Here is a 24,706-nt window from a genome sequence, read left to right as displayed (position 1 = left end):
GTTTTTCTTCGGCGAGATCCGCTTGCCCGAAACGGATGGAAGGCGCGATGGATGCTGCGTCGTTACCCGCGTTTCTCGGTGTGGAATTGTGCCGAGTTCGCGTCGTAATGGCTCGATCTCATACCGAAGGCGCCGCGCAGACGTCCCGCGGCGATACCGATCTTGTGCACCGCCTTGACCACGCCATAGCGCCCCGTGAACGGCACCGTCAGCAAATTCAACAGTCCGTCAAACAGCCGGAGCACGGCCTGGCCGATACAGGACAACTTGGATTTGTTCCCCAGCACCACCGCGTTGTTGGATTGGTCCCGTGCCCGCTTGAAGTGATAGCCCAGCGTCAGCCGTTTCTGCGGCATCGGATCGTCGACATACGCGCCGGGAACAAAGCCGATCCGTCCGCCAGCGGCGAGGAAGTCGCGGCTGTACCTGGTGTCGGAACCGCCGGTAAATTGCAGCGCTTCGTCGAAACGCACGCCCGTGCGCCGCTGCGCCTCCAGAGACAGGCACCAATTGTTGGTATAGATGTCGATCGCGCCGTCGCGCCCCTCCTCGGCACGGCGGCTCTTGGAGCGGATCCGGCCTTCCGCGCGTTTCTGGAGATGCTTCAGGACCGCCCGGTTCCATGCCGTCAACGTGCCCGCCGGCGCCACCAGCCGAACAGGCCCGCCCGCCAGCTCCAGCCCGCGCGCCTTCACACCCTCGATTAGCGTCACCAGCCAGTCCTCGGCCACGACCTCGTCGTCATCGACGAAGGTCAGGAAGTCGACACCCTCCGCGAGCGCCATGTCCAGCACCTTGTTGCGCCCCATCGGAATGCCCTGCCGCGGCTCCAATCCGAGCAAGACCGGCTCGGGCACCTGCTCCCGGAAAGCTTCCACCACTTCCGTGGACTGATGCGCATCGTCATTTTCGGCGAAGAGGAAGATCACCTCCACCCCTTCGGACCGCTGCATGGCCGCGAAACTGTCGAGCAATTCGCCGAACATCTTCGGCCGCCGCCGCGTGATCGCCCCGATTGCAACGCGCATTGAACTCTCCTGCTCTCGCATTCGCGCCCGCCTTATCCTGTTTGTCCAATCGTTCCAAGCGTCTCACCGCTTGCGCCGCCGGAAACGCTCTGCCACGCTGAGGCTGCACAGGGAGGAAAGTCATGTCGCGCACAGCCCCCGCCTTGACGCTCGGAATCGAGGAAGAATACCTGCTCGTCGATGCCGAGACGCTGGAACTTGTCAATGCGCCCAAGGCGCTGATCGAGGAATGCCAGGGCGCCATGCAGGGGCAGGTTTCGCCTGAATTCCTGCAATGCCAGATCGAGGTCGGCACCAAGGTCTGCAAGGACATCACCGCCGCGCGCGACGAGCTTAAGCGGCTGCGCTCGACCGTGGCCCGTTGCGCCAAGCGGCACGGGATGGCGCCGATTGCCGCGTCCTGCCACCCCTTCGCCGACTGGAAACAGCAAACCCATACCGACAAGAGCCGATATAACGAGTTGGAACAGGCGCTGGCGGGCGTGGCCCGGCGGCTGTTGATCTGCGGGATGCATATCCATGTCGGCGTCGAGAGCCCGGCGCTGCGGATCGACCTGATGAACCAGCTCAGCTATTTCCTGCCGCATCTGCTGGCCATGTCAGCCTCCTCGCCCTTCTGGCTGGGGCAGGATACCGGGCTGGCAAGCTACCGGCTCACCGTCTTCGACAACCTGCCCCGCACCGGCCTGCCGCCGCAGCTCAACTCCTGGGCCGAGTTCGAGCGGATGACCGGCGCGCTGGTGGATCTCGGCATTATCGAGGACAGCTCCAAGATCTGGTGGGATCTGCGCCCCTCCTCGCGCTTCCCGACCATCGAGACCCGGATCTGCGACGTTCCCACGAAACTGGAACACACGCTGACCATTGCCGCGCTGACGCAGTGCTTCACCCGCATGCTCTGGCGGTTGGCCGCGCGCAACCAGCGCTGGCGGCTCTATTCCAACGTCCTGATCGGCGAGAACCGCTGGCGCGCGCAGCGCTACGGGCTCAACGAGGGCATGATCGATTTCGGCCAGCGCGAGATTGTTCCCTTCGAGGTGCTGGCCGAGGAGATGTGCGAATTGCTGCAGGAGGATGCTGCCGCGCTCGACTGCGAAGCCGAGGTCGAGGGTGTGCTGAACCTGGTTCGGAACGGCAATTCGGCCGACCATCAGCGCGCCGTCTACAAGGAACGGATCGCGGCGGGCGATACGGGCGACGAGGCGACCCGGGCCGTTGTCCGGTACCTGATCGACGCCTTTCACGACGGGCTCTAGCGCGATCTTGACCTGCAACAAGGACAGAAACGCCGGTGGCGGCTATGAGGATCGGGCGGTCGCCCGGAGGTGTCCCAATGGCCGAAAACCTGCTCTTCTGGTTTGTCCAGCTTCCCGGTTGGGCGCTGTTTCTCTATCTCGCCTATGCCCAATGCCCGGCAGCGATCCGCTACGAATGGGGCGTGCGCATGGGCACACAGGAGCCGGAGACACAGATCACGCCGGTGGGCAGGGCCTTCTGGTGGGGGCTGGCGCTGGCCGATCTGGTCTTCTACACCCCGCTTCTCGGGCTTGGACTGGCTGGGCAGGCGCTCGGTGCAGGCTGGGCGGTTCCGGTGCTGGCCGCGGCGCTCGGTGTGACGGTCTACTGGCCCATTGCCAGCCTCGCGACGGTGGCCGCCGCGCGCGGCGCGCCGGGCTGGTCGCTGCCAAAGGAGCGCGACTACTGGATTGTTCTTCCCATCATGACGGGCTGGGCCGTGCTGGCGCTGCTCGGCCTCGTGCTGCTGGCGTGACCGGGAGCGGCGGCGCATGAGCGCGAAGCCACGCGAAGCCGAGCTTTATGCGCCGGTAAAGGCGCTGCTGGAAAGCCAGGGCTACGAGGTCAAGGCCGAGATCGGCGCGGCCGATGTCGTGGCCTGCCGCCCCGGCGAGGATGAACCGCTGGTGGTAGAGCTGAAAACCGGCTTCTCGCTCACCCTCTTTCACCAGGCCGTCGCTCGGCAATCGGTGAGCGACGTGGTCTACCTCGCGGTGCCACACGTTGCCGGGCGACGTTTCCAACGCTCACTGAAGGAGAATATCACGCTCTGCCGGCGGCTCGGCTTGGGCCTGATCACCGTCCGGCTGAAGGACGGACATGTGCAACTGCATCTGGACCCGGCCCCTTACAGCCCACGCAAATCGCCACGGAGCAAATCGCGCCTGCTGCGGGAGTTTGCCCGCCGCGAGGGCGATCCGAATACCGGCGGTTCCACCCGCCGCGGCCTTGTCACCGCCTATCGGCAGGACGCGATGCGGATTGCGGCCCATCTGGTCACGCATGGTCCGAGCCGTGGCGCCGAGGTGGCGCGGGCGACCGGCGTTGAAAACGCCACGCGGATGATGGCGGATGACCATTACGGATGGTTCGAACGGGTCGAACGCGGCATCTATGCACTAACCCCCAATGGGCAAAAAGCCGCCGCCGGGCTGCCGGAATAGCCACATCGCGGATCACGTCCGCGTGTGACCCATTGGCCGGGCTGGACCGGTTTCACAACTTCTGTCAAATCACTCTCAAACAGGCATACCAATCGAGTTGAGCAAAATGACCACCCCATTCTCGCGCCGCGGCGTGATCGCTGGCCTGGCCGCCCTCCCCGTCCTTTCCGCCCCCGCCCTTTTGCGGGCGCAAGGGCTCGGCGCGCTGGACCGTCCCGTGACCGGAGCGCAGCGCAATATCTCCAGCTTCACCACCCGCAACTGGCAGGACCATTTCGACACGCTCGGCGTTGGCGCCATCGTCTGCGACGTGGACAGCCGCGCACTCTCCTATTGGGGACCAGATGGCACCTTCCGGGTCTACCCGACCTCCGTCCCCCTGACCGAAGAGCTGACGCGCCGCGGCTACACCGAGGTCGTGCGCAAGAAGGAAGGCCCCACCTGGACCCCCACCGCCTCGATGCGCGAGCGCGACCCGAGCCTGCCGGATTCGGTACCGCCGGGGCCGGAAAACCCGCTCGGCACCCATGCGATGTATCTCGACTGGCCCGCCTACCTGATCCACGGCACGCATGACACGCGCAAGATAGGCCGGCCCTCCTCCTCGGGCTGTTTCGGCCTCTATAACGAGCAGGTGGCGCAGCTTTACCCGCTGGTCGAGATCGGCACGCAGGTCCGCGTGCTCTGATCGGGCATAGCTGATCGCCGCTTGCGAGCCGGGCGGCGATTGGTTATCCGGGCGCCCTTCCCCGCCCGAGGAGTCCGATCATGTGCGCCCAAACGCTTGCCGTCGATTTCGGCACCTCCAACTCCGCCGCCGCCTATCTGGACAATGGCGAGGTCCGCCGCATCGCGGTCGAACCGGGCGAGGACACGTTGCCAACGGCGGTGTTCTTTCCCACCGAGGGCGGGCAAATGCTGGTCGGCAGCGCCGCCGGAAAGGCGCTGATCGCGGGCGAGGACGGGCGCTACATGCGCGCGCTCAAGAGCATTCTGGGCACTGCGCTCTTTCACGAGGAACGGCCCATCGGCGGCAAGCGCCGCAAGCTGGCCGATATCGTTGCCGCCTTTCTCATCGACATCCGGCAGAAGGCCGAGGCCGAGACCGGCTCGCGGTTCAACCACGTGCTTTCCGGCCGCCCGGTGCGCTTCCACTCGACCGATGACGCGCGCGATGCGCGTGCCGAAGCCGATTTGCGTGCCTGCTATCACGCGGCCGGGTTCGAACGGGTCGATTTCCTGTTCGAGCCCGAGGCGGCGGCGCGAGCCAGTTTCGGCCTGTCAGGCGCGGGTGAGACGGGGCTGATCGTCGATATCGGCGGCGGTACGTCGGATTTCACACTGTTCCGCAATGGCACCGACGGCATCGAGATCCTCGCCAGCCACGGCATCCGCTTGGGCGGCACCGATTTCGACACCGAGGTCTCCATGGCCCATGCGATGCCGCTTCTGGGCCATGGCGGCGAGTTGCGTCGCAGCTTCGGGGACGAACGGCTGCCGGTGCCGAATGCGATTTATCGCGACCTGGCAAGCTGGGCCAAGATCCCGTTTCTCTATGCGCGCAATACCGAGCGGCAGGTGGCGGACATGCTGGCCCACGCGGTCGAGCCGAAAAAGATCGGCCGGCTGGAACAGGTGATCACCGAACGGCTCGGCCATGACCTCGCCTTTGCCGTCGAAGCGGGCAAGATCGCCGCCAATGGCAGCACTGCCCCGGCCCAAATCGACATGAGCCCGATCGAGGCGGGGCTGGCGGCGCGCATCACGCAAGGTTCGCTCAATGCCTGCCTGTCGGGCTTTTCCGACCGGCTGCGCGAGGCGATCATGACCACGCTGATTGCGGCCAACACCCCGCCGAGCGGAGTTCAAACGGCGATTTTTGTCGGCGGTTCCAGCCTGATGTCCCTGGTCAGATCAGGCGTCGAGGCCACCTGCCCCTTTGCCGGAATCCGCCACTCCGACGCCTTCACTGCTATCGTCGACGGGTTGACGCTGGCCACGTCGGAAGAGGCTTTTGCCTGATCCTTCGCAAGGCTGAAACTGCAATTCAGCCTTGCGAAAAAAGGCGCGCGCTTCGCAGGCGAGAACGATCCTGCGGATCGTGCCTCCTGCAGACGTTTTCGGGAAAAATGAACCCGGACCGCAAATTCTATCATCTGTTCAAAAATATCCTGGGGGGAGCGCTCGCGAGAGCGCGGGGGGCAAAGCCCCCCTCAACGCCAAATAACCCCGCGAAACAAGAAACTGCGTAATCCGGAACGGCTTCTCCGCAAACCGGAATTCACACTCAGGCAGGCAAACTCCGCCATGCACCTCGCCGCGATTGCGCCTCGCCCGGACCACCGCTATAGGACGCCCATGTTGGACACCGCCACGAACCGCCCCACCCTGCCGCCTGAGATTGCCCGCCGCCGGACCTTCGCGATCATCTCGCACCCGGACGCCGGCAAGACGACGCTGACGGAAAAATTTCTCCTCTACGGGGGCGCCATCCAGATGGCTGGACAGGTGCGCGCCAAGGGCGAAGCGCGGCGGACGCGCTCGGACTTCATGCAGATGGAGAAGGATCGCGGCATCTCCGTCTCGGCTTCGGCCATGTCCTTCGACTTCCACGAGTTTCGCTTCAACCTGGTGGACACCCCGGGCCACAGCGACTTCTCGGAAGACACCTATCGCACGCTGACGGCGGTGGACGCGGCGGTGATGGTGATCGACGGTGCCAAGGGTGTCGAAAGCCAGACGCAGAAGCTGTTCGAGGTCTGCCGGTTGCGCGACCTGCCGATCCTGACCTTCTGTAACAAGATGGACCGCGAGAGCCGGGACACGTTCGATATCATCGACGAGATCCAGGAGAACCTGGCCATCGACGTGACGCCGGCAAGCTGGCCCATCGGCAAGGGGCAGGATTTCATCGGCTGCTACGACATCCTGCGCGACCGGCTTGAACTGATGGACCGCGCGGACCGAAACAAGGTGGCCGAGAGCGTCTCCATCGAGGGGCTGGACGATCCGAAACTCGCCGAACTGGTGCCCGCCCACCTGCTGGAAACCTTCCTCGAAGAGTTGGAAATGGCGAAGGAGCTGCTGCCGGAACTCGACCCGCAAAGCGTGCTCGAAGGCCATATGACGCCGATCTGGTTCGGTTCGGCGATCAATTCCTTCGGCGTGAAGGAACTGATGGACGGGATCGGCAAATACGGCCCCGAACCGCAGGTTCAAAAGGCCTCCCCGCGCGAAATCGCGCCGGAGGAAACCAAGGTCTCCGGTTTCGTCTTCAAGGTGCAGGCCAACATGGACCCCAAGCACCGCGACCGCGTGGCCTTTGTGCGCATGGCGTCGGGCCATTTCAAACGTGGCATGAAGCTCACCCATGTGCGCTCGAAGAAGCCCATGGCGATCTCCAACCCGGTCCTCTTCCTCGCCTCGGACCGGGAACTGGCCGAGGAGGCCTGGGCCGGCGACATCATCGGCATCCCCAACCACGGCCAGCTGCGCATTGGCGACACGCTGACCGAGGGCGAGGCGCTGAAAGTGACGGGCATTCCGAGCTTCGCGCCGGAACTGCTGCAGACCTGCCGCGCGGGCGACCCGATGAAGGCCAAGCACCTGGAAAAGGCGTTGATGCAATTCGCCGAGGAAGGCGCGGCGAAGGTGTTCAAGCCGATCATCAGTTCCGGCTTCATCGTCGGCGTCGTCGGCCAGCTCCAGTTCGAGGTTCTGGCGAGCCGGATCGAGCTGGAATACGGCTTGCCTGTGCGTTTCGAGCAGACGCAGTTCACCTCCGCCCGCTGGCTCACCGGGCCAAAGGACAAGGTCGACGCCTTCGCCGCCGCCAACAAGGGCCACATGGCGCATGACAATGACGGCGACCTCGTCTACCTGACGCGGCTGCAATGGGATATCGACCGGGTGGAGCGCGACTTCCCCGAGCTGAAGCTCAGCGCAACCAAGGAAATGATGGTCTGAAGCCCGGGCGCGGCCGCAACCGCGCGCCTACCAGCTTCCGATCATGGTCTTGCGCAGCAGGGTGAAACGCCGGGCGAACGGGCTTTCCTCCAGCGCGCCTTCGGCCACGCGGGACGGATCGGCAGCCGCCTTTTCAAGTGTCGCCCGCGCACGCCATCCAGCGCGCAGGGCTGGGATCGCCGGCTTCGGCACCCCGGACGTGCGCGCGTCCTTCAACCGCGCCAGACCCTCGCTCGCCAGCGCTGCAACAACCTCCGGCCGCCCATCGTGGAGCGGCCGCCGTCCGCGCGCTTCCAGTTCGGGAATGGCCCGCAGGAATGCCGCCAGCCCCGCCGCCCAACCGACATCGCGTACAGCTTTCTCCGCTTCCGGGGACGCGCCGAGCGCCAGCGCAGCAACCCACATCATCCCCGCCGCACTCGCCTCGATATAGGCCCGAAACGCGGCCTCATCCTCGAAAGCGTCGCGATATACGTCCCAGCGACGCGCCTCGACAAGCGCCTGCAACGGTTCGACGGGCACGGCCCGCGCCCGCAGCATTTCCGTCAGCGGCTCGGCGACCTCATGCGCCCGCACCGGTTCACCCGCTGCGATCTCTCCCAGCACGTCATGCCACCATTGCAGCCGCATCTCGCAGATCATCGGCTCCTGGCTCACCCAAGGAATGCGCGTGACCTCGACATTGAAGGCATAGAGAGGGAACAGCACCTCCCGCGCTGAAACCGGCGCCGCCATCGTGGCCATGAACCGGTCCGGATCGCCCTTCTCGACGATTGCCGCGCAGTCGGAAATACTCATGCTGGATCCACCACGCAGAGCAAGTAGGCGATGCGATCCGGCGCCGCCCGCCACTGGGCAATTTCCGCCGCGCCTTCGGCCAGCACCGCCTCAAGCGCCTCCGAGACCGGCCCGGCACGAAGCTCGGCAATCCGCGCCTCCATCGGCGCGTAATAGGCTTCCCACGGCGCGCCGATGATCAGCCGCCGATCCAGCATCCGGTATCCCGCCCGTTCGACCCGTTCGACAATGCCCGCCTCCCCGGTAATCGCAGGATACTCTGCCCAGAAATCCCGAACCGCCTGCGGCTCCGAACCGCCCAACAAGACCGGCTCCGAGAACGCGACCTTGCCGGCCCGCGTCAGCGCGCCACGCCATGCCGACAGCGCCTCGGTTACGCCGAGGAAATACATCGCGCCTGCGCACCAGATCAGGTCATATGGCCCGGCCAGATCCGCCATCGACCCGGACCAGGCCTTTACCCGCGGCCCGAACCGCGCACAGCGCGCCGCCGTCGCCTCGGCAAAGGGCGCATGCAGGTCGAGCGCGTCGATCCACGCGTCCGGCAGCAACTCGGCCAGCGTCTCGGTATCGGCGCCCGGCCCGCAGCCCGCATCGCAGATACGCGCCTCGCCATGCGTCCCGGCAAGCTCGACAGCCCATCGCACATCTTCCGGCAGCCCCGGCCCCTCTCGGGGCAGATCCTTGTGAAGCGTGAAAAATGCTGTCAAATCCATGCCTTCCCTATTTCCCTATGGCCGGCGCCCCATCGCGGACCAACTTCCACTGGATCGCGCCCAGCAGCGCCTCGAACGAGGCATCCACGATGTTCGGCGACACGCCAACGGTGGACCAACGCCGCCCGGCGGAATCCTCGCTGTCGATAATGACACGTGTCACGGCCTCGGTGCCACCATTGGTGATACGCACCTTGAAATCGACCAGTTTCATATCGGCGATATAGGGCTGCAAAGGCCCCAGATCCTTGGCCAGCGCGCGCGACAGCGCGTTGACGGGCCCGCGATCCGAGCCGTCCGGGTCCAGCGATTCCGACACGGAAAGCACCTTCTCGCCATTGATGAAGAGCACGACCACGGCCTCGGACAGCGTGATCGTTTCGCCCATCCGGTTCTTGCGCCGTTCCACGATCACCCGGTAGCGGTCGATGGTGAAGAATTGCGGCAGCAGGCCCAACTCGCGCCGCGCCAGCAGCTCGAAACTCGCCTGCGCGGTGTCATAGGTGTAGCCCGCCGATTCCCGCACTTTCACCAGGTCGAGGATCCGCGCCAGCGCCGGATCGCCCTTCTCCACCTTCAACCCGGCATCGCTGAGCCGCTTGCGCAGGTTGGACTGCCCGGCCTGGTTCGACATCGGGATGATCCGCTCGTTGCCCACCACCGACGGGTCGACATGCTCATAGGTCGAGGGATCCTTGAGCATCGCGCTCGCATGCAGCCCCGCCTTGTGGGCAAAGGCCGACGCGCCGACATAGGGGGCCGAGCGCAGGGGCACGCGATTCAGGATGTCGTCCATCATCCGGCTGGCGCGGGTCAGGCTGGCCAGCCCTTCCCGGCTCACACCGGTCTCCAGCGTGCTGGCATAGGGTTCCTTGAGCAGCAGCGTCGGGATCAGCGAGATCAGGTTGGCATTGCCGCAGCGCTCGCCCAGCCCGTTCAGCGTGCCCTGCACCTGCCGTGCCCCGGCATCGACAGCCGCCAGCGTGTTCGCCACCGCGTTCTCGGTGTCGTTATGGGTGTGAATCCCCAACTTGTCGCCGGGGATGCCGCTGGCGATCACCGCCTTGGTGATCTCGTGGACCTCCGCCGGCAGCGTGCCGCCATTGGTATCGCAGAGCACGACCCAACGCGCGCCCGCCTCCAGCGCGGCATGCAGCGAGGCCAGCGCGTAGTCCGGGTTGGCCTTGTAGCCGTCAAAGAAATGCTCGGCATCGAACATCGCCTCGCGCCCCAACCCGACAAGGTGCGAGATCGAATCCGCGATTGCCGCGATATTCTCTTCAAGTTCGACCCCCAACGCCTTGGTAACGTGGAAATCATAGCTCTTGCCGACAAGGCAGACCGCCGGTGTTTCCGCGTTCACCACGCCCGCCAGGACCTCGTCATTGGCCGCCGAACGACCGACCCGCTTGGTCATGCCAAAAGCGAGGAAGGTGGCGTTCTTCAGCTTCGGTGCGCTCTCGAAGAACTCGCTGTCGGTCGGGTTGGCGCCGGGCCAGCCGCCCTCGACATAATCGATGCCCAGCTCGTCCAGCATGAGCGCAATCTCGTGCTTGTCCTCCAGGCTGAACTGCACGCCCTGCGTCTGCTGTCCATCCCGCAGGGTGGTGTCGAACAGGTAAAGCCGTTCCTTGCTCATGCCACGCCCTCTCCCTTTTGCATTCTTTCAGTCCCCCATGTGCCGAACCGTACGGAGGGCAGTGCCCGAACCGCGGGGTGGGCGAGAAGCGCCCGCCCCGGGGGGGCGGTTCGGGCGCTGCCCGGGACGCAGGCGCCCCGGGCAATTCTGTGTTTGCAAAGTCATTCGCTAGAGCCAACGACCTGTTCGACCAGCAACAGGATTGCCGGAACTTCCCATTCGTTTGGCGACCCAAGGGCGATTACAGTCGAGTCTGTCACGCCGTTTTCACGGGCCCACTTCAGCAGTTTTCCGAGATCTCTCTCAACATCTACCCCGCCGGGTTTGTCCATAATGACCATCCCGGCCGCAAACATGGCATCTCTAATTCGGTCGGCTTCGCCATAGTTCTTCTCTGCCTTAGCCGTGGCTCGAGCAGCCAAAAGACGATCTACATAAGCCTCAAACTCAGCGGATGCGGCTCGCTCTTCCGCCCAATCCCCCATCTCGTCGAGCAAAAGCCCCATCAACTGCGCTGACGCCTTCAACTCGGCCAGATCGCCCTCGCCCGCCAGCTTGTGCAGCGCGGCAATCGCGCCCGACGTGTTCAGGTCGTCACTGAGCGCCGAGATCACCTCGGGCGCGGGGCTCGGAGAGGGCTCGATGCCCTCGACGAGCCCTCGCCACTTGCGCAAGGTCGCCTGCGCCTGCCGCGCCTTTTCAGCGGTCCAGTCCATCGGCTTGCCGTAATGGGTCTGCAGATAAACAAACCGGATCACTTCGCCCGGAATCCCCTGCTCCAGCACGTCATGCACGGTGAAGAAATTGCCCAGGGACTTGGACATCTTCTTGCCCTCGACCTGCAGCATCTCGTTATGCATCCAGATCTTCGCAAAATCGCTGCCCGGATGGGCGCAACGGCTCTGGGCGATCTCGTTCTCATGATGAGGGAACATCAGATCATTGCCGCCGCCGTGAATATCAAAGCTGTCGCCGAGCAAGGCCAGCGACATCGCCGAGCATTCGATATGCCAGCCCGGCCGTCCACGCCCCCAGGGGCTGTCCCAGCCCGGCAGGTCGTCGGAGGACGGCTTCCAGAGCACGAAATCCATCGGGTTGCGCTTGTAGGGCGCCACCTCGACTCGGGCGCCGGCGATCATGTCATCGACGGACCGGCCCGACAGCGCGCCGTATTCGGCGTATTTCTCGACCGCGAAGAGCACATGCCCCTCGGCCTCGTAGGCAAAGCCCTTCTCGATCAGCCCCTCGATCATCGCGATCATCTCGCCGATATAGGCCGTCGCGCGTGGCTCAAAGTTCGGCACCATCACGCCCAGCTTGCCCATATCCTCGTGATACCAGCGGATCGTCTCCTCGGTGATGTCGGAAATCGGCCGCCCGCTCTCCTGCGCGCGCTTGTTGATCTTGTCATCAACGTCGGTGAAATTGCGCACATAGGTCACGTGATCGGGCCCGTAGACATGGCGCAGCAGCCGGTAGAGCACGTCGAAGACGATCACCGGGCGCGCGTTGCCCATATGCGCGCGGTCATAGACGGTCGGCCCGCAGACATACATCCGCACGTTGTCAGGGTCGATCGGCTGCAGCGTCTCCTTGCTGCGGGTCCTTGTATTCCAGAGCCTTATCTCGGCCATGATGCCTCCTCGCGTTGCGCGCGCGGCGGGTCTAGCAACTTCGATCTGGAAAGGGAATGAAGGAACCGGCCCGCCTGACGATGTCAGCAGGTAATGCAGATGCAGATAATGATGCTGCGACGGTTCATGGCCCGCTCATACCCTGCCCGCCCGGCCCCGCCAAGCCCTTTCCTGCTCCCTCTTGCCGCGACCGCTCGGCGCAGGCAGAGTGCGGGCATGGATCGCGATAGCATCAACGCCTTCTGCGCGACGCTTCCCGGTGCCGAGGTGAGCGCACCTTTCGGGCCGGGCCATGACATATGGAAAGTCGGCGGCAAGATTTTTGCGGCGCTTGGCGCCGAGAACCGGGGTGTCTCGGTGAAATGCGCCGATGTGGAGACAGCGGAGATGCTGCGCGAGGCCGGCGCTTTCGAGAAAGCACCTTATTTCCATCGCTCCTGGGTTCTTGTGCCTTTCGGTGCCGTGGACACGGACGAAGCGGAACATCGCATCCGGGCCTCCTATAGCCTTATCCGCGCAGCATTGCCGAAAAAGGTTCAAGCCGCTCTTGCACCGCTATGAGTGTCCCCGGAGAGGGGCGTATCTCATGGATCTGAAGGCGCAGCTTCGGGATCTCCTGGACTGTTATGTCGCGGCCTATCGCTCCGGCGATGCCAGTGGAAAGGACGTTGTCGTTCTCTAAGCCGGCATTTCAGGCGATCTGGCCAGGTGCCTGGCCGAATTCCGCGAAGGTGCCGCGACCGATGAGGCACCTCCCTGAACCTGCTCGATCGGCTGAAGGACGGAAACTAGTTGATCCGCCTGTGCAGCCGCAACGAGGCTTTTGCATCGGAAGGTTGAAGCTCCCGCGCTTCAGCCCAGAACAATCCGGGGCGACTCGGTCGTCTCCAGCACCTCTCCCACCACGGAAGCCTGCGCGAAACCGTGGCGCACGAAGACGGCCAGCACCTCGTCCAGCGCCGAGGGCGCGCAGGAGACCAGCAACCCTCCGCTGGTCTGCGGATCGGTCAGCAGCGCCCGGTCGATATCGGAAAACCCTTCCGGCAGAACAACTTCCGCGCCATAGCTCGCCCAGTTGCGCCCCGAGGCCCCGGTGATGTGGCCGCTCTCTGCCATGGCTCGCACCTCCGGCAGAAAGGGCACGCAGGCCCAGTCGAGCCTCGCGATGCAGCCCGACCCGCGCATCATCTCCAGCATGTGTCCGGCAAGGCCGAACCCCGTCACGTCAGTCATCGCGTGCACGCCCGCCAGCGCGGCCAGTTCGGGGCCGGGCGTGTTGAGCTGCGTCGTGACTTCGATCATCCGGGCGTAACCCTCGGCGCTGAGTTGCTCTTTCTTGAGCGCGGCGGAGAACACCCCGGCGCCAATCGGTTTGCCCTGCACCAGAATGTCCCCCGGCCGGGCCGAGGCGTTCTTCTTGACCAGGTCGGGATGCACGATTCCGAGCGCGACAAGGCCATAGATCGCCTCCACCGAGTCGATGGAATGCCCGCCCACGACCGGAATGCCGGCCGCGCGCGCCGCCGCCTGCCCGCCATCGAGGATCCGTCCGATGGTCTTCTGCGACAGCTTGTCGATCGGCATGCCGACCAGCGCCAGCGCCATGATCGGCCGCGCGCCCATCGCGTAGACATCGCTGATCGCATTGGTCGCGGCGATACGGCCGAAATCGAACGGGTCATCGACGATGGGCATGAAGAAATCGGTGGTCGCCACCAGCGCCTGCTCGTCGTTCAGCCGGTACACCGCGGCGTCATCGGCATTCTCGGTGCCGACCAGCAATTCCTCGGGCAATTGCATCGGCGTCGTCTCGCGCAGGATCTCCGACAGCACCGCCGGCGCGATCTTGCAGCCGCAGCCACCACCGTGGGAAAGCGAGGTCAAACGCGGTTCGCGGGTGGCTTGCACATCATGCATCAGAGATCTCCGGGCGATGGGCAGACAGCACGCCGCCTGCACTGGAAAAGGAACACGGGGGGGCCACTATTCCCCGCCCCACGCCAAGTCAATCTTTCCCCTATGGCCGCGAACGCAACCCGGCCTTGCAGGGCCGCGCATGCGCGCCGAAGGCGCGCCACCGCCCAATGCCCGGAGATGCCGCAGGCATCGAGGAGCGCGGGCAAGCCCCCCGCCCGCTGGAGCGAACGGTTGGGGATGGTCCCTTTCGCGACAAGGCTCCAGAACGCGTCGGACCGGGCGAGCCGGGCAGCTGCACCCCGGGTCAAAGCGCGTCGTTCAGGACGGAATGTCGACCGGCTGGCCCGTGCGCGACGATGTCTCGATTGCCTCGATCAGCCGGTGCGACACCAGCGCCTCGCGCCCGGTGACAATCGGTGCACGCCCGTCACGAAGGGCGTCGATGAAATCCTCGATCACGGCTTGATGCCACTCGTGCCGACCGGTCAGGTGTTCACCTTCCGCGGCAGGTTCGGGTTTTGCCTCGACCTGCTTGCGCCCGTCGCGCCAGTTCACTTCAAGCGTATCCTTGTCCATCTGCAACGATCCCTGCTCGAAGTGCAGCGTGATCGTTTCTGTCCGGTGCGGGAACATCGCCGTGCTGGCGACAAAGGATCCCACCGCGCCGCAGGCAAACCGCAAGCCCGCAATGGCGAAATCCTCTGCTTCCATCCGGTGCAAGGGCGTTGTCGCGGTCATCGCCTGAACGCTTGCCACAGGCCCGGTGAGGCTGAGCGCGAGATCGATGGAGTGGATCGCGTTGGTGATCATCACGCCGCCGCCATCGCGGGCATAGGTGCCGCGACCCAATTCGTCGTAATAGGACTGATCGCGCCACAGCGGCACCGCGATTTCGACGAGACCCAGCTTGCCAAGTTCCCCGCTTGCGATCAGTTGCGCTGCCGCGATCGCCGGCGCGCGCAGCCTGTGCTGAAAGAGCACCCCGAGGGTGACCCCCGCACGCTCACAGATTTCGACAACCTCCAGTGCTTCAGCGGTGGTGCGTCCGACAGGCTTTTCAAGAAGGATATGCTTGCCTGCACGGGCCAGCACGTCGATGACCTCGCTGCGCACACTCGGCGGTGTCACAACGATTGCCATCTGGATTGCCGGATCCGCGGCGACGGCAGACAGATCAGAGGTGAATTGCGGTGTCTGGCCGGCATAATACTCCGCGAGATACTGCGCGCGCTCAGGATGACGCGACATGATCGTTTCGAGCTTCGCCACGTCGTGCGCAGCCGACAGCGCAGCCACATGGGTCTTCGCGATCATGCCGGCTCCGATGAGAGCTACCCCAACACGCTGCTGTCCAACCGATTTTGTCATATCTCGTACCCTCGAAATCCTCGTTCGCAACATCTATCCTGCAATTTCGACCGGAAGGCCAGTCAGCCCCCGCAGGCCTCTAGCTGCCACGGACCACAGACACGACACCGAACGCAACGCTCCTGATCGACACGATCAAACCACCGGCGTCCGCCCGTCCAGCACCGTCCGGAAAATACCCGTGTCCACATTGCCCCCCGACAGGATCACGCCCACCTTGCGCCCCGCCATCGCCTCCCGCTCCTGGCAAAGCGCGGCCAGCGCCGCCGCTCCGGCCCCCTCGGTCACGTTATGGGTGGTTTCAAAATAGAGCCGCATCGCGGCGGCCACCTCGTCGTCGCTTACCGCCACGATCCGATCCGCGCCGTGCGCATATATTTCGAAGGCCTCGGCCACCGGCACCCGCACTGCCATCCCGTCGGCAAAGGTTGCCGCCGAGTTGGTCTCGACCAGCTTGCCAGCGGCCACCGAGAGCTGCGCACAGGCGGCCTCGGAAGAGACCACGCCGACAACCCTGGTCGCGAGCCCAAGCGCATCGCGCGCCAGGATCGTGCCGCAGATCCCCGAGCCACAGCCGATGGGCACATAAACCGTATCGAGGTCGCAAAGCGCGTTGAACAACTCCCAGCCATAGGTGCCCACGCCGCGTACAAGCTCCGGGTGGAAAGGCGGCACGAAGGCCAGCCCCTCGGCCTCGGCCACGCGCATCGCTTCTTCCCTGGCGGTGTCGAAATCGCTGCCATGTACGACCAGTTCGGCCCCAAATGCCTCCATCGCGGCGTTTTTCTCGACCGAATTGCCCTCCGGCACATAGACCAGCGCCCGCATCCCCGCCGCACGCGCCGCCAGCGCCTGGCTCTGGCCGTGGTTGCCGCGCGTCGCGGTGCAGATGCCCGGACAGTCCGGCTGGCTCCGCTTGAGCCAGTCGATGAAGGTTATGCCCCCGCGCACCTTGAAGGCTCCGGTGGGCGCATGGTTCTCATGCTTCACCCAGACCTCCGCCCCGACGCGGTTCGACATAAGCGGCCAATGCCTCTGCGGCGTGGGCGGCACAAGGCGGTGAACCAGCCCGGAGGCGGCCTCGAATTCGTCAGCAGTGAAACGCACCATCCTGGTCTCCCGATTTCGCCCGACAAAAGAGCATTCCGGGGCGGCGCCGACAATCCATCGGGCTGCGACCTTTCGTGTCGGCCGGGCACCGATCCTGCGGTTTGACAAACACCCAACTCCCATGCCCGATGCGGCCATGAAAGCCTCCAAACGCCTCTCAACGCTCCTGCCCTACGGCGATGACGGCTGGGACCTCTACCGCAAGGCGCTGGCCCGGCAGAATGCCGGCCTGCCCGTCACGATGCTCACCATCGGCGAGCATGATATCGGAACCGCACCGGCCATTCTCGACGCCATGGACGCCGCCGCCCGAAAAGGCCTGACCGGCTACGCCCCCGTGCCCGGACAAGACGCCCTGCGCGCCTGTGTGGCCAAACGCATCGAACGGCAGACCGGGGCTGCGACATCCGCCGAGAACGTGCTCATCGTGCCGGGCGGACAGGCGGGCCTGTTCGCATCCCATATCGCCACGCTCGATCCGGGAGATATCGCGCTCTTCATCGATCCCTATTACGCCACCTATCCGGGCACGATCCGCGGCGCGGGCGGGCTGCCGCGCGTCATTGTCACCGGGCCGGAGACCCGCTTTCTCCCCAGCCGGGATGCACTGGCCGAAGCCGCGCCCGGCGCGCGGACGCTGCTGATCAACACGCCCAACAACCCGACCGGGCAGATCTATGACCGCGCCACGTTGGAGGGCATCGCCGAGACCTGCATGACCCACGACCTCTGGCTGATCTGTGACGAAGTCTATGACACGCAGGTCTGGAGCGGCACTCATCTCAGCCCGCGCGCGTTGCCCGGCATGGCCGAGCGGACGCTGGTTGTCGGCTCCATGTCCAAGAGCCACGCCATGACCGGCAGCCGCATCGGCTGGGTCGTCGGCCCGGCGGAGATCATCGCCCATATGGCGGACCTCGCCACGCACACCACTTACGGCGTGCCCGGTTTCGTACAGGCCGCGGCCCTTTGGGCGCTGGAACAGGGCCCGGGGCTGGAAGAGGACGTCTCCGCCCCCTTCCGCCGCCGCCGCGCGCTGGCCGAAATCGCACTGGCCGGTAACAACCGGATACGCGCCCTGCCCTCGGATGCCACCATGTATCTCCTGCTCGACATCCGCCCGACCGGCATGAGCGGCACCGCATTCGCCGAAGCGCTTCTGGATGCCGAGGGCATTGCCGTCATGCCGGGCGAAAGCTTCGGGCGCGCGGCGGCGGGCCATGTCCGCGTCGCCATGACCATCGACGATGACGCCTTTGCCGAGGCGCTCGCCAGGCTGGCCCGATTTGCCGAGACCTGCCCAAGCGGCGCCCGGTCCGGTTTCGAAATGGTTTGAGATGTGCCGCGATCCCCGCCCCGGTTTTCGCGCCGGGCGCTGCCCCGGCGCGCCCTCCATTCTCTCCTGAGCCCGCGTTGCCGCCACGCTGCGAAGCGTGAGTGATCTCGAGATCGGGTGCGGCGCTCCCTGAGACAGCGGCCGTCAGTCACTGTACACGGGACCGGTCGGGACCAGCACGACGACCCTTCCCACCGAACCGCTCGCCCTTGCCATGCATCGGTTTCATGCCACCCATGCCGAGCACGCGCGGTGCGGCGGTTGTGCCCGGTTCCTCTCCGGAGAAATTCCAATAAACGCGCGCCAACAGGAAAAACGCGCCCTTCCAATACCGGAGTACACGTCATGTCCCATAACGGCGCCGTCGCCGCCAACCCCGCAGTCGTCGGCCTGGGTGGTTTCGGACTTACCACCTTCCTTTTGCAGTTGCACAATCTCGAACTCATGAGTGCCGGCCCGGTGCTGTGGGTTGGCCTGATCTATGGCGGGCTCGCGCAGATGATCGCCGGCTTTCAGGAACAGAAAACCGGCAATCACTTCGGCTACAGCGCCTTCGTCTCCTATGGGGCCTTCTGGATCGCACTCTGCCTCCTGCTGATCGCCAACCATTTCGGTGTCTTCACCTCCAGCACTACCGATATCGGTTGGTTCATGGCCGCTTGGACCATCTACACCGCGATGATGTGCATCGCCGCCTTCCGCGTTCATGGTGCGATGGCTTTCACCTTCCTGACGCTGCTGATCGGCTTCGTCGGCCTCGTGATCGGTCATTTCGGCGCCCCCGTCTTCAACACCCTCGCCGCGATCGACCTGCTCTTCTGCGCCTTCGGTGCCTGGTACATGATGATCGGCGTCATCCTGAAAGACGTCTACGACCACGAAGTCCTGCCGATGGGCAAGCCCTGGATCAGCGACCTGCGCGCAGGGAAGAACCTCGGCGCGCCCGTGACGTCCTGAGCGCAGCGAAAACGGAAAAAGGGCTGACCTTCGCCTGCAAAGGCAAGGGCCAGCCCGTCTCCTGTAGCCAGGCGCACGCATGGCGCCGCATGGCCGGTTAGGACTCAGAAGCGATAATTCACGCCCACGGTTGCGGTGGTGGCATTGACCGTTCCGAAATCGCGGTAGTCGTCGAAGCGGTGCGTGGCGATCTCTCCCGTCAGGCTGATCGTGTCGGTGATCATCGTCTCGACACCGACCGCGCCGAAATACCCCCAGCTATCCTTCAGATCCTCCGAGGCGGCATAGCTCGCGCCGGTGCTCGCATAGAGAAGCGTTCCGCCTAAGTCATATCCGCCGCGCAACTTCAGGCTCGACAGCGACTCCAGCTTGCCAACATCGGTGTCGATCTCTCCGAAACTGGCATCGGCACCAACACCGACAACCCAGTCTCCAAGATCCCAGTCATAGCCGGCCGAGACGCCGCCAATCATGTCATCGCCCTCCAGGCCGTCGGTCAACTCCCCGTAGCCAAGTTGCAGGCCCACATGCCCGCCCGTCCAATCGGAACTTGTTTGCACGGGGATCGGCGTCGGGGCCGGTTCGATCGCGACCGGGTCCAGCGAACCGGCAAAGGCGGGGGCGGCTAGTGTCAGGGCGAGGGTGGCGCCGATGGCGCGGGAGGAGAAATTCTTCATCGGTTTCCCTTTTGGGGTTGGGCTGCTCATGTAGCCATTCTGCCTCCCTTGAAGCGGAGGCATGGCAGATCTAGGCACCCTGAACCGCGTTCCAACCATCCGTGCCACGATTGGAGAACCACGCATTTACCATGAGCAAAACCGTGCGCATGCCTTTAGGGAATAGGCGTAAATGCGCCGCGATGGCAAACCGCCATCATTGAAACACGCACTCTCTCGCCCTACTGCGCGGCCTTCTCTTCCAGCTCCAGCCACTCTTCCTCGGCCGCCCCAAGGGCTTGCTGGCGTTGGACAAGAGCCTCCGAGGCTTTCTGGAATTTCGCCGGCTGATCGGTGAACAGGTTCGGATCAGCGAGGAAATCCTCCAGCTTCGCAATCTCGGCCTCAAGGCGTTCGATCTCGGCCGGCAAGGCCTCCAGCCGGTGCTTCTCGGTAAAGGTCAGTCCATTCGGCGCCGGAGCGGGCGCAACCGGCTTGCCCGTTTCCCGAGACGCCTGTTTCGCAGAGCCGCTGCCGCCGGATTTTGCCTTGGCAGGCTCGGCACCCAGCTTTTCGGCGCGCTGCGCCTGGTAATCGCTCCAACCGCCGGCATAGATCACCGCCCGGCCATCGCCCTCCATCGCCACCGTGGTTGTGGCAATCCGGTCGAGGAAATCCCGGTCGTGACTGACCAGCAGCACCGTGCCATCGTAATCCGAGATCAGTTCCTGCAGCAGGTCGAGCGTCTCGATATCCAAGTCGTTGGTCGGTTCGTCCAGCACCAGCAAGTTCGCGGGCTGGGCCAGGATCTTGGCCAGCAGCAGCCGCGCCTTCTCTCCGCCCGAAAGCGAGCGAACTGGCGCGCGGGCCTGCTGCTCGTTGAACAGGAAATCCTTGAGATAGCCCACGACATGTTTCGGCGTGCCGCGCACCATCACCTGATCGCCGCCCCGCCCCTGCACGCGCAACGCCTTGTCGCCGGTCAGGCTCTCCCAGAGCGTCGCGTCCGGGTCGAGCTGGGCGCGGCTCTGGTCGAACACGGCCAGATCGAGATTGGTGCCGAGCCGGATCGTGCCGCTATCGGCCGGCTCCTGTCCGATCAGCATTTTCAACAGCGTCGTCTTGCCCGCGCCATTGGGCCCGACCAGTGCCACGCGCTCGCCACGCTGGATACGCATGGAGAACGGCTTCAGGATAAGGTTGTCGCCATAGGCCTTTGTTATATCTTTAACTTCCGAGACCAACTTTCCCGAGGCCTTGCCGGTGTCGATCGCCAGATCGGCCGTCCCCTGACGCCGGATCTGTGCTGAACGCTCCTCGCGCAAGGCTTTCAACGCGCGTACGCGGCCCTGGTTCCGGGTGCGCCGCGCGGAAATGCCCTCGACGGCCCATTTCGCCTCCGCCTTGATCTTGCGGTCGAGCTTGTGGCGCGCGTCGTCTTCCTCGGCCCAGACCTTGTCGCGCCACGCCTCGAAGGAGGTGAAACCATGCTCCTGCCGCCGCACCTCGCCGCGATCGAGCCAGAGGGTCGCGCGCGTAAGTCGGTTAAGGAAGGCCCGGTCGTGCGAGATCAGCACGAAGGCCGTGCGGGTCTCGACGAGCTGCTCTTCGAGCCACTGGATCGCTTGGATGTCGAGATGGTTGCTGGGCTCGTCGAGCAACATCAGTTCCGGCGCTTCGGCCAGCAGCTTGGCCAGCGCCGCGCGCCGCCGTTCGCCCCCGGAGGCCGTCTCGACGGGCCGCGACAGGTCGAGCTTGAGCCCCTCGCCCGCCATTTCCACCCGGTAGCTCTCTCCCTCCGGAAGGCCCGAGGTGGCGAAATCGCCGAGCGTCGCATGTCCCGCCATCGTGGGATCCTGTTCCATGTAGCCGACATGCACACCCGGCGGCACGATCCGCTCGCCGGTATCCGGCTCCACCAGCCCGGCCATGACCTTCATGAGCGTGGATTTGCCCGAGCCGTTGCGGCCCACGAGCGCGACCCGGTCGCCCTGTTGGATGACAAGGCCAAGATCGGAAAACACAGGGTCGCCGCCAAAGGTCAGCGCGATATCGGAAAGCTGGAGAAGGGGTGCACGTGCCATGGGCGCGAGCTATGCCAGCGCGGGTCCAAGATCAAGCGTCCTTCGTGCCGACAGCCTGCTGACCATCCGTGGACACTCTTTCGGCGCGTTCCTTCGGGAGGGGCAACGCCCCCCTGCCTACCCGGCCACCCCGCGAAGGAGCCGCTTGCGGGCGGGGGGAATGGCGCGGATTTCCAGCCCGGTGAAGACATGCAGCGTTCCGAGGTCGCGGTCCACCACCGCGTGGTCGGACACCCAGCCCCCCATGAGCAGATAGGTCCGCAGCAGCGGCGGCATGCCCAGCATGGCGCGTTTGAGATCTGGTTTTCGCCGCAAACGCTGGGCAAAACGGAAGACATTTGGCGCCTTGACCAACGGCAGCCAGCGTTTGGGCGCCAGGTGGCGTTCCTTGAGCAGCGCAAAGGCATCCTTGTATTGCTCGGCTTCTGTGCCCTTGAACGAAGAGCAGCCAAAGAGCATCTCCACGCCCTGCGCGTCGACGTGAGCGGTCATCGCCCCCCAGGCGACGCGGAGGATATCGGCATCCTTGCAATCGGGATGGATGCAGAACCGGCCCATCTCGATCATCGGCCCTTCGAAATCGCGCAGCGCCGAGAGTTCGTAATATTGCGCGGAGTAGCTCTGGCCGATATCGGCCCCCGCGCTCAACCGCAGCAGGCGGAAGGTGCAGACCAGCGCCCCGCTGCGGCTCTCCTCGACCAGCATGTGCTGGCAGGCGGCGTCGAAGTCATCTTCGTCGGGAAGCCCACCGCGGAAACAGAGCGCGCGCAGATCCAGCGCCCGTTCGAGATCGGCGCGGCTTTCTGCCAAGCGGGCCTGATAGCGGCCTCGACGCAGGTTCAACATGATCGGCTCCTTGCCTCGGCCTGCGGGTTCGAGCGGCTCCCGGAGCGAATCTTTGTCCCGGCCGGCGACCATGCGAGGCGTCGCGGAAATCTGACATGTCTGCCCGCGCGCGCATAGCCCCGCACGAACGTGGCCGATCCGCACGCATGGCTTTGTCGAAACTGTTGAAAATGTGATCCGTCACAGGCTTCCCTGGCGCGAAAAGCGCTTTAGCTTTGGGAAACATCACCGCAGGAGGACGCGCCCATGCCCGACAAGATTACCAAGACAGAAGAAGAGTGGCGCGCGGAACTCGGCCCACTGGGATTCGAGGTCATGCGCAATCATGGCACCGAACGCCCCTTCAGCCATGACGACTTTCCGCAGAGCGCGGGAACCTTTCGCTGCGCGGGCTGTGGCGAGCCGCTTTTCGTGCAGGAGGACAAGTTCGACGCCGGCTGCGGCTGGCCGAGCTTCACCAGGCCGCTGGCAGACGAGACCATTGGAGAAAGCCGCGACAGCCGCCATGGAATGGTGCGCACCGAGGTCCATTGCAACCGCTGCAATGGCCATCTGGGGCACGTTTTTCCCGATGGGCCCGCACCGACGGGCCTGCGCTACTGCATCAACGGGGTCGCGCTGCGCTTCGAGCCGGAAGAGGGCTGAAGCGCTCCGCGCGCCTCGTCCCCCTCTAGATGTCGCTGCCGATATCGAGGCTGCCGATATTGCCGAAGAGCTGCTGCAGGAAGGTCAGGCCCTCGATGTTGCTGGCGGTCACGCGACGCGAGAGCGCGACGACATTGCCATCCTGCAAGCCGAAGCGCTCGACATTGGTGACCACGCCCTTGTCATTGAAGCTGATCGCCACGACCTCGCGCTCGATCACTTCGGGCGCCTGGTAGAGATAGGACTTCTTGCGCATCGACATGTAATAGAAGCCCGAGTCCTTGAGCACGCCGGTGGACGATGGCGAACCGATCAGCTGGGTCACGGTTTCACGGGTATCCTTGCCCACGATAATCTCGGCGAGCTGGTCATCCGAAGGCGCGTAGCCGTGATAGTCGTAGATCGGCTCGCAAGCCGAGATCGCCAACAATCCGATCCCCATGCACAGGGCACGCGTCAAGCGTCCGAAATTTCCTTGGCCTTGCCTGCCCATGACTGCCCTCACGCCTCTTGCTCGTCGAACTGCTTTCCGGCTTATAACAAGGGCATCCTTTTCTTCAAGAAAGGAAGAGTTGAATGAATGCGACCGATAATCCGACCCGTTTCGTGCTGGCGCGACTACAGACGGGCGAGCCGACGCCCTTCAAGCTGGTCCCCGACGCGGCCGGACTTGATCGGCTGAAGCAGGATCTGGACCTGCTGAGCCTGCGCAAGGTGCGCCTGGAGGGGCGCCTCGTGCCTGTTGGCGGACGCGACTGGCGGCTCGACGCGATGCTTGGCGCGACGGCGGTACAGCCCTGTTCAGTGACGCTTGCGCCGGTGACCACGCGGATCGACACGCCCGTTTTACGCCATTACATGGCCGAATTCTCCAATCCGACCGATTCCGAAGTGGAAATGCCGGAGGATGACAGTATCGAGCCCCTGCCCGAGTCGGTCGATCTGTGGGATGTGCTGAGCGAAGCGCTGGCCATCGCCCTGCCCGATTTCCCGCGTGCCGAAGGGGTCGAACTGGAAGAGTCGGTCTTTACCGAACCCGGCGCGGAGCCGCTCACGGAAGAAGCCGCAAAACCCTTTGCCGGCCTTGCCGCGTTGAAAAAAACGCTCGAAGAGTGACATCCAAGGAAGCCATCGCGCGAGCCGGGCCATTCTGCCGCATGCAGACTTGCAATCGGCTCCGAATTGCGTATGTTCTCGCATCTTCCACACACCCTTGCACGGGATGCGAAGCCGGCGTATTAGGCGCCGACGAATGAAACACTTGCCGTCGGGCTCTCCTTTGGGATGCCTATCCGGCCAAAACCGAGGTTGAGACATGGCTGTCCCTCAGAACAAGATCACCCGCTCGCGCCGCGGTCAGCGTCGTTCCCACGATTCGCTTTCCGGCGCCAACCCCAATGAATGCCCCAACTGTGGCGAGCTGAAGCGTCCGCATCACGTCTGTGGCGCCTGCGGCCATTACGATGACCGTGAAGTCGTCGCGCTGGTCGAGGACGTCGATCTCGACGAAGACGCGGCCTGAACCACTCCCTACCGGCAGTCACAGG

The 24,706-nt window shown here is 64.5% G+C and carries 24 protein-coding genes; 12 read left to right on the top strand and 12 right to left on the bottom strand.

What is annotated here, in order from left to right:
• Window positions 1-62: 62 nt before the first annotated feature.
• Window positions 63-1,028, bottom strand: a complete 966-nt coding sequence (locus AX756_RS05245) for a glycosyltransferase family A protein (RefSeq protein WP_068309376.1) — start codon at window positions 1,026-1,028, stop codon at window positions 63-65.
• Window positions 1,029-1,150: 122 nt separating this feature from the next.
• Between AX756_RS05245 and AX756_RS05240 the strand changes: the two genes are divergently transcribed.
• From AX756_RS05240 to AX756_RS05215, 6 genes are all read left to right on the top strand, one after another.
• Window positions 1,151-2,284 (top strand): carboxylate-amine ligase, encoded by a 1,134-nt coding sequence (locus AX756_RS05240; protein ID WP_068309373.1) that lies wholly within the window; start codon window positions 1,151-1,153, stop codon window positions 2,282-2,284.
• A gap of 77 nt (window positions 2,285-2,361) precedes the next feature.
• The gene (locus tag AX756_RS05235; protein WP_068309371.1) at window positions 2,362-2,799 is read left to right on the top strand and encodes a hypothetical protein; all 438 of its coding nucleotides are present in this window, start codon (window positions 2,362-2,364) and stop codon (window positions 2,797-2,799) included.
• 16 nt (window positions 2,800-2,815) lie between these two features.
• Window positions 2,816-3,487 carry a DUF2161 domain-containing phosphodiesterase gene (locus AX756_RS05230; protein ID WP_068309370.1) on the top strand — a complete coding sequence of 224 codons (672 nt, stop codon included), beginning with the start codon at window positions 2,816-2,818 and terminating at the stop codon, window positions 3,485-3,487.
• Between the two features lie 106 nt (window positions 3,488-3,593).
• A complete protein-coding gene (locus AX756_RS05225; protein WP_156461397.1) occupies window positions 3,594-4,175 on the top strand; it encodes a L,D-transpeptidase in 582 nt (193 codons plus the stop codon).
• Window positions 4,176-4,255: 80 nt separating this feature from the next.
• Window positions 4,256-5,509, top strand: coding sequence for an Hsp70 family protein (locus AX756_RS05220; RefSeq protein ID WP_068309367.1), 1,254 nt, complete (start codon window positions 4,256-4,258; stop codon window positions 5,507-5,509).
• 336 nt (window positions 5,510-5,845) lie between these two features.
• Window positions 5,846-7,453 carry a peptide chain release factor 3 gene (locus AX756_RS05215; protein WP_068309563.1) on the top strand — a complete coding sequence of 536 codons (1,608 nt, stop codon included), beginning with the start codon at window positions 5,846-5,848 and terminating at the stop codon, window positions 7,451-7,453.
• Window positions 7,454-7,480: 27 nt separating this feature from the next.
• On the opposite strand, the gene AX756_RS05210 is transcribed toward AX756_RS05215, so the two are convergent.
• The 4 genes from AX756_RS05210 to cysS all read right to left on the bottom strand — a co-directional run bounded on the left by AX756_RS05210 (window position 7,481) and on the right by cysS (window position 12,240).
• On the bottom strand, window positions 7,481-8,251 hold the full coding sequence (locus AX756_RS05210; protein ID WP_068309365.1) for a phytoene/squalene synthase family protein: 771 nt from the start codon (window positions 8,249-8,251) through the stop codon (window positions 7,481-7,483).
• Window positions 8,248-8,967 carry a class I SAM-dependent methyltransferase gene (locus AX756_RS05205; protein WP_068309364.1) on the bottom strand — a complete coding sequence of 240 codons (720 nt, stop codon included), beginning with the start codon at window positions 8,965-8,967 and terminating at the stop codon, window positions 8,248-8,250. Before AX756_RS05205 ends, AX756_RS05210 begins: the two co-directional genes overlap by 4 nt.
• 7 nt (window positions 8,968-8,974) lie before the next feature.
• The gene (cimA, locus tag AX756_RS05200) at window positions 8,975-10,606 is read right to left on the bottom strand and encodes a citramalate synthase (RefSeq protein ID WP_068309361.1); all 1,632 of its coding nucleotides are present in this window, start codon (window positions 10,604-10,606) and stop codon (window positions 8,975-8,977) included.
• A gap of 161 nt (window positions 10,607-10,767) precedes the next feature.
• Window positions 10,768-12,240, bottom strand: a complete 1,473-nt coding sequence (gene cysS / locus AX756_RS05195) for a cysteine--tRNA ligase (RefSeq protein WP_082738945.1) — start codon at window positions 12,238-12,240, stop codon at window positions 10,768-10,770.
• A 216-nt stretch (window positions 12,241-12,456) separates the two neighbouring features.
• Here cysS and AX756_RS05190 point away from each other — a divergent pair, with 216 nt between their 5' ends.
• Window positions 12,457-12,801: an MmcQ/YjbR family DNA-binding protein gene (locus AX756_RS05190; RefSeq protein ID WP_068309360.1), complete on the top strand. Its 345-nt coding sequence runs from the start codon at window positions 12,457-12,459 to the stop codon at window positions 12,799-12,801.
• 291 nt (window positions 12,802-13,092) lie between these two features.
• On the opposite strand, the gene selD is transcribed toward AX756_RS05190, so the two are convergent.
• The 3 genes from selD to AX756_RS05175 all read right to left on the bottom strand — a co-directional run bounded on the left by selD (window position 13,093) and on the right by AX756_RS05175 (window position 16,635).
• Complete coding sequence (gene selD, locus AX756_RS05185) at window positions 13,093-14,157, bottom strand: selenide, water dikinase SelD (protein WP_068309359.1); 1,065 nt, start codon at window positions 14,155-14,157, stop codon at window positions 13,093-13,095.
• A gap of 318 nt (window positions 14,158-14,475) precedes the next feature.
• Entirely contained in the window at window positions 14,476-15,525 is a 1,050-nt protein-coding gene (locus AX756_RS05180) for a Gfo/Idh/MocA family protein (RefSeq protein WP_068309358.1), read from the bottom strand.
• Window positions 15,526-15,660: 135 nt separating this feature from the next.
• Window positions 15,661-16,635 carry a threonine dehydratase gene (locus AX756_RS05175; RefSeq protein ID WP_068309356.1) on the bottom strand — a complete coding sequence of 325 codons (975 nt, stop codon included), beginning with the start codon at window positions 16,633-16,635 and terminating at the stop codon, window positions 15,661-15,663.
• A 136-nt stretch (window positions 16,636-16,771) separates the two neighbouring features.
• On the opposite strand from AX756_RS05175, the gene AX756_RS05170 reads away from it, so the two are divergent.
• Together AX756_RS05170 and AX756_RS05165 are read left to right on the top strand one after the other, a co-directional pair.
• Entirely contained in the window at window positions 16,772-17,971 is a 1,200-nt protein-coding gene (locus AX756_RS05170; protein WP_068309562.1) for a pyridoxal phosphate-dependent aminotransferase, read from the top strand.
• 345 nt (window positions 17,972-18,316) lie between these two features.
• Window positions 18,317-18,928, top strand: a complete 612-nt coding sequence (locus AX756_RS05165) for an acetate uptake transporter (RefSeq protein WP_068309354.1) — start codon at window positions 18,317-18,319, stop codon at window positions 18,926-18,928.
• A 104-nt stretch (window positions 18,929-19,032) separates the two neighbouring features.
• Here the strand turns inward: AX756_RS05165 and AX756_RS05160 are convergent, their stop codons facing one another.
• The 3 genes from AX756_RS05160 to AX756_RS05150 form a co-directional block, all read right to left on the bottom strand.
• Complete coding sequence (locus AX756_RS05160; protein ID WP_163886648.1) at window positions 19,033-19,635, bottom strand: outer membrane protein; 603 nt, start codon at window positions 19,633-19,635, stop codon at window positions 19,033-19,035.
• Between the two features lie 191 nt (window positions 19,636-19,826).
• Window positions 19,827-21,668 carry an ABC-F family ATP-binding cassette domain-containing protein gene (locus tag AX756_RS05155; RefSeq protein WP_068309350.1) on the bottom strand — a complete coding sequence of 614 codons (1,842 nt, stop codon included), beginning with the start codon at window positions 21,666-21,668 and terminating at the stop codon, window positions 19,827-19,829.
• A 117-nt stretch (window positions 21,669-21,785) separates the two neighbouring features.
• Entirely contained in the window at window positions 21,786-22,514 is a 729-nt protein-coding gene (locus tag AX756_RS05150; protein WP_068309561.1) for a GNAT family N-acetyltransferase, read from the bottom strand.
• Window positions 22,515-22,760: 246 nt separating this feature from the next.
• Between AX756_RS05150 and msrB the strand changes: the two genes are divergently transcribed.
• Window positions 22,761-23,159 carry a peptide-methionine (R)-S-oxide reductase MsrB gene (gene msrB, locus AX756_RS05145; RefSeq protein ID WP_068309349.1) on the top strand — a complete coding sequence of 133 codons (399 nt, stop codon included), beginning with the start codon at window positions 22,761-22,763 and terminating at the stop codon, window positions 23,157-23,159.
• A gap of 25 nt (window positions 23,160-23,184) precedes the next feature.
• On the opposite strand, the gene AX756_RS05140 is transcribed toward msrB, so the two are convergent.
• A complete protein-coding gene (locus tag AX756_RS05140) occupies window positions 23,185-23,619 on the bottom strand; it encodes an outer membrane protein assembly factor BamE (RefSeq protein WP_231700983.1) in 435 nt (144 codons plus the stop codon).
• A 116-nt stretch (window positions 23,620-23,735) separates the two neighbouring features.
• On the opposite strand from AX756_RS05140, the gene AX756_RS05135 reads away from it, so the two are divergent.
• On the top strand, window positions 23,736-24,275 hold the full coding sequence (locus AX756_RS05135) for a YceD family protein (protein WP_068309346.1): 540 nt from the start codon (window positions 23,736-23,738) through the stop codon (window positions 24,273-24,275).
• 199 nt (window positions 24,276-24,474) lie between these two features.
• A complete protein-coding gene (gene rpmF, locus AX756_RS05130) occupies window positions 24,475-24,681 on the top strand; it encodes a 50S ribosomal protein L32 (RefSeq protein WP_068309344.1) in 207 nt (68 codons plus the stop codon).
• Window positions 24,682-24,706: the final 25 nt, after the last annotated feature.

The organism is Aliiruegeria sabulilitoris (genome assembly GCF_001558155.1).
GTDB classification, from domain to species: domain Bacteria; phylum Pseudomonadota; class Alphaproteobacteria; order Rhodobacterales; family Rhodobacteraceae; genus Tropicimonas; species Tropicimonas sabulilitoris.
This window is presented reverse-complemented; position numbering and strand designations above follow the sequence as displayed.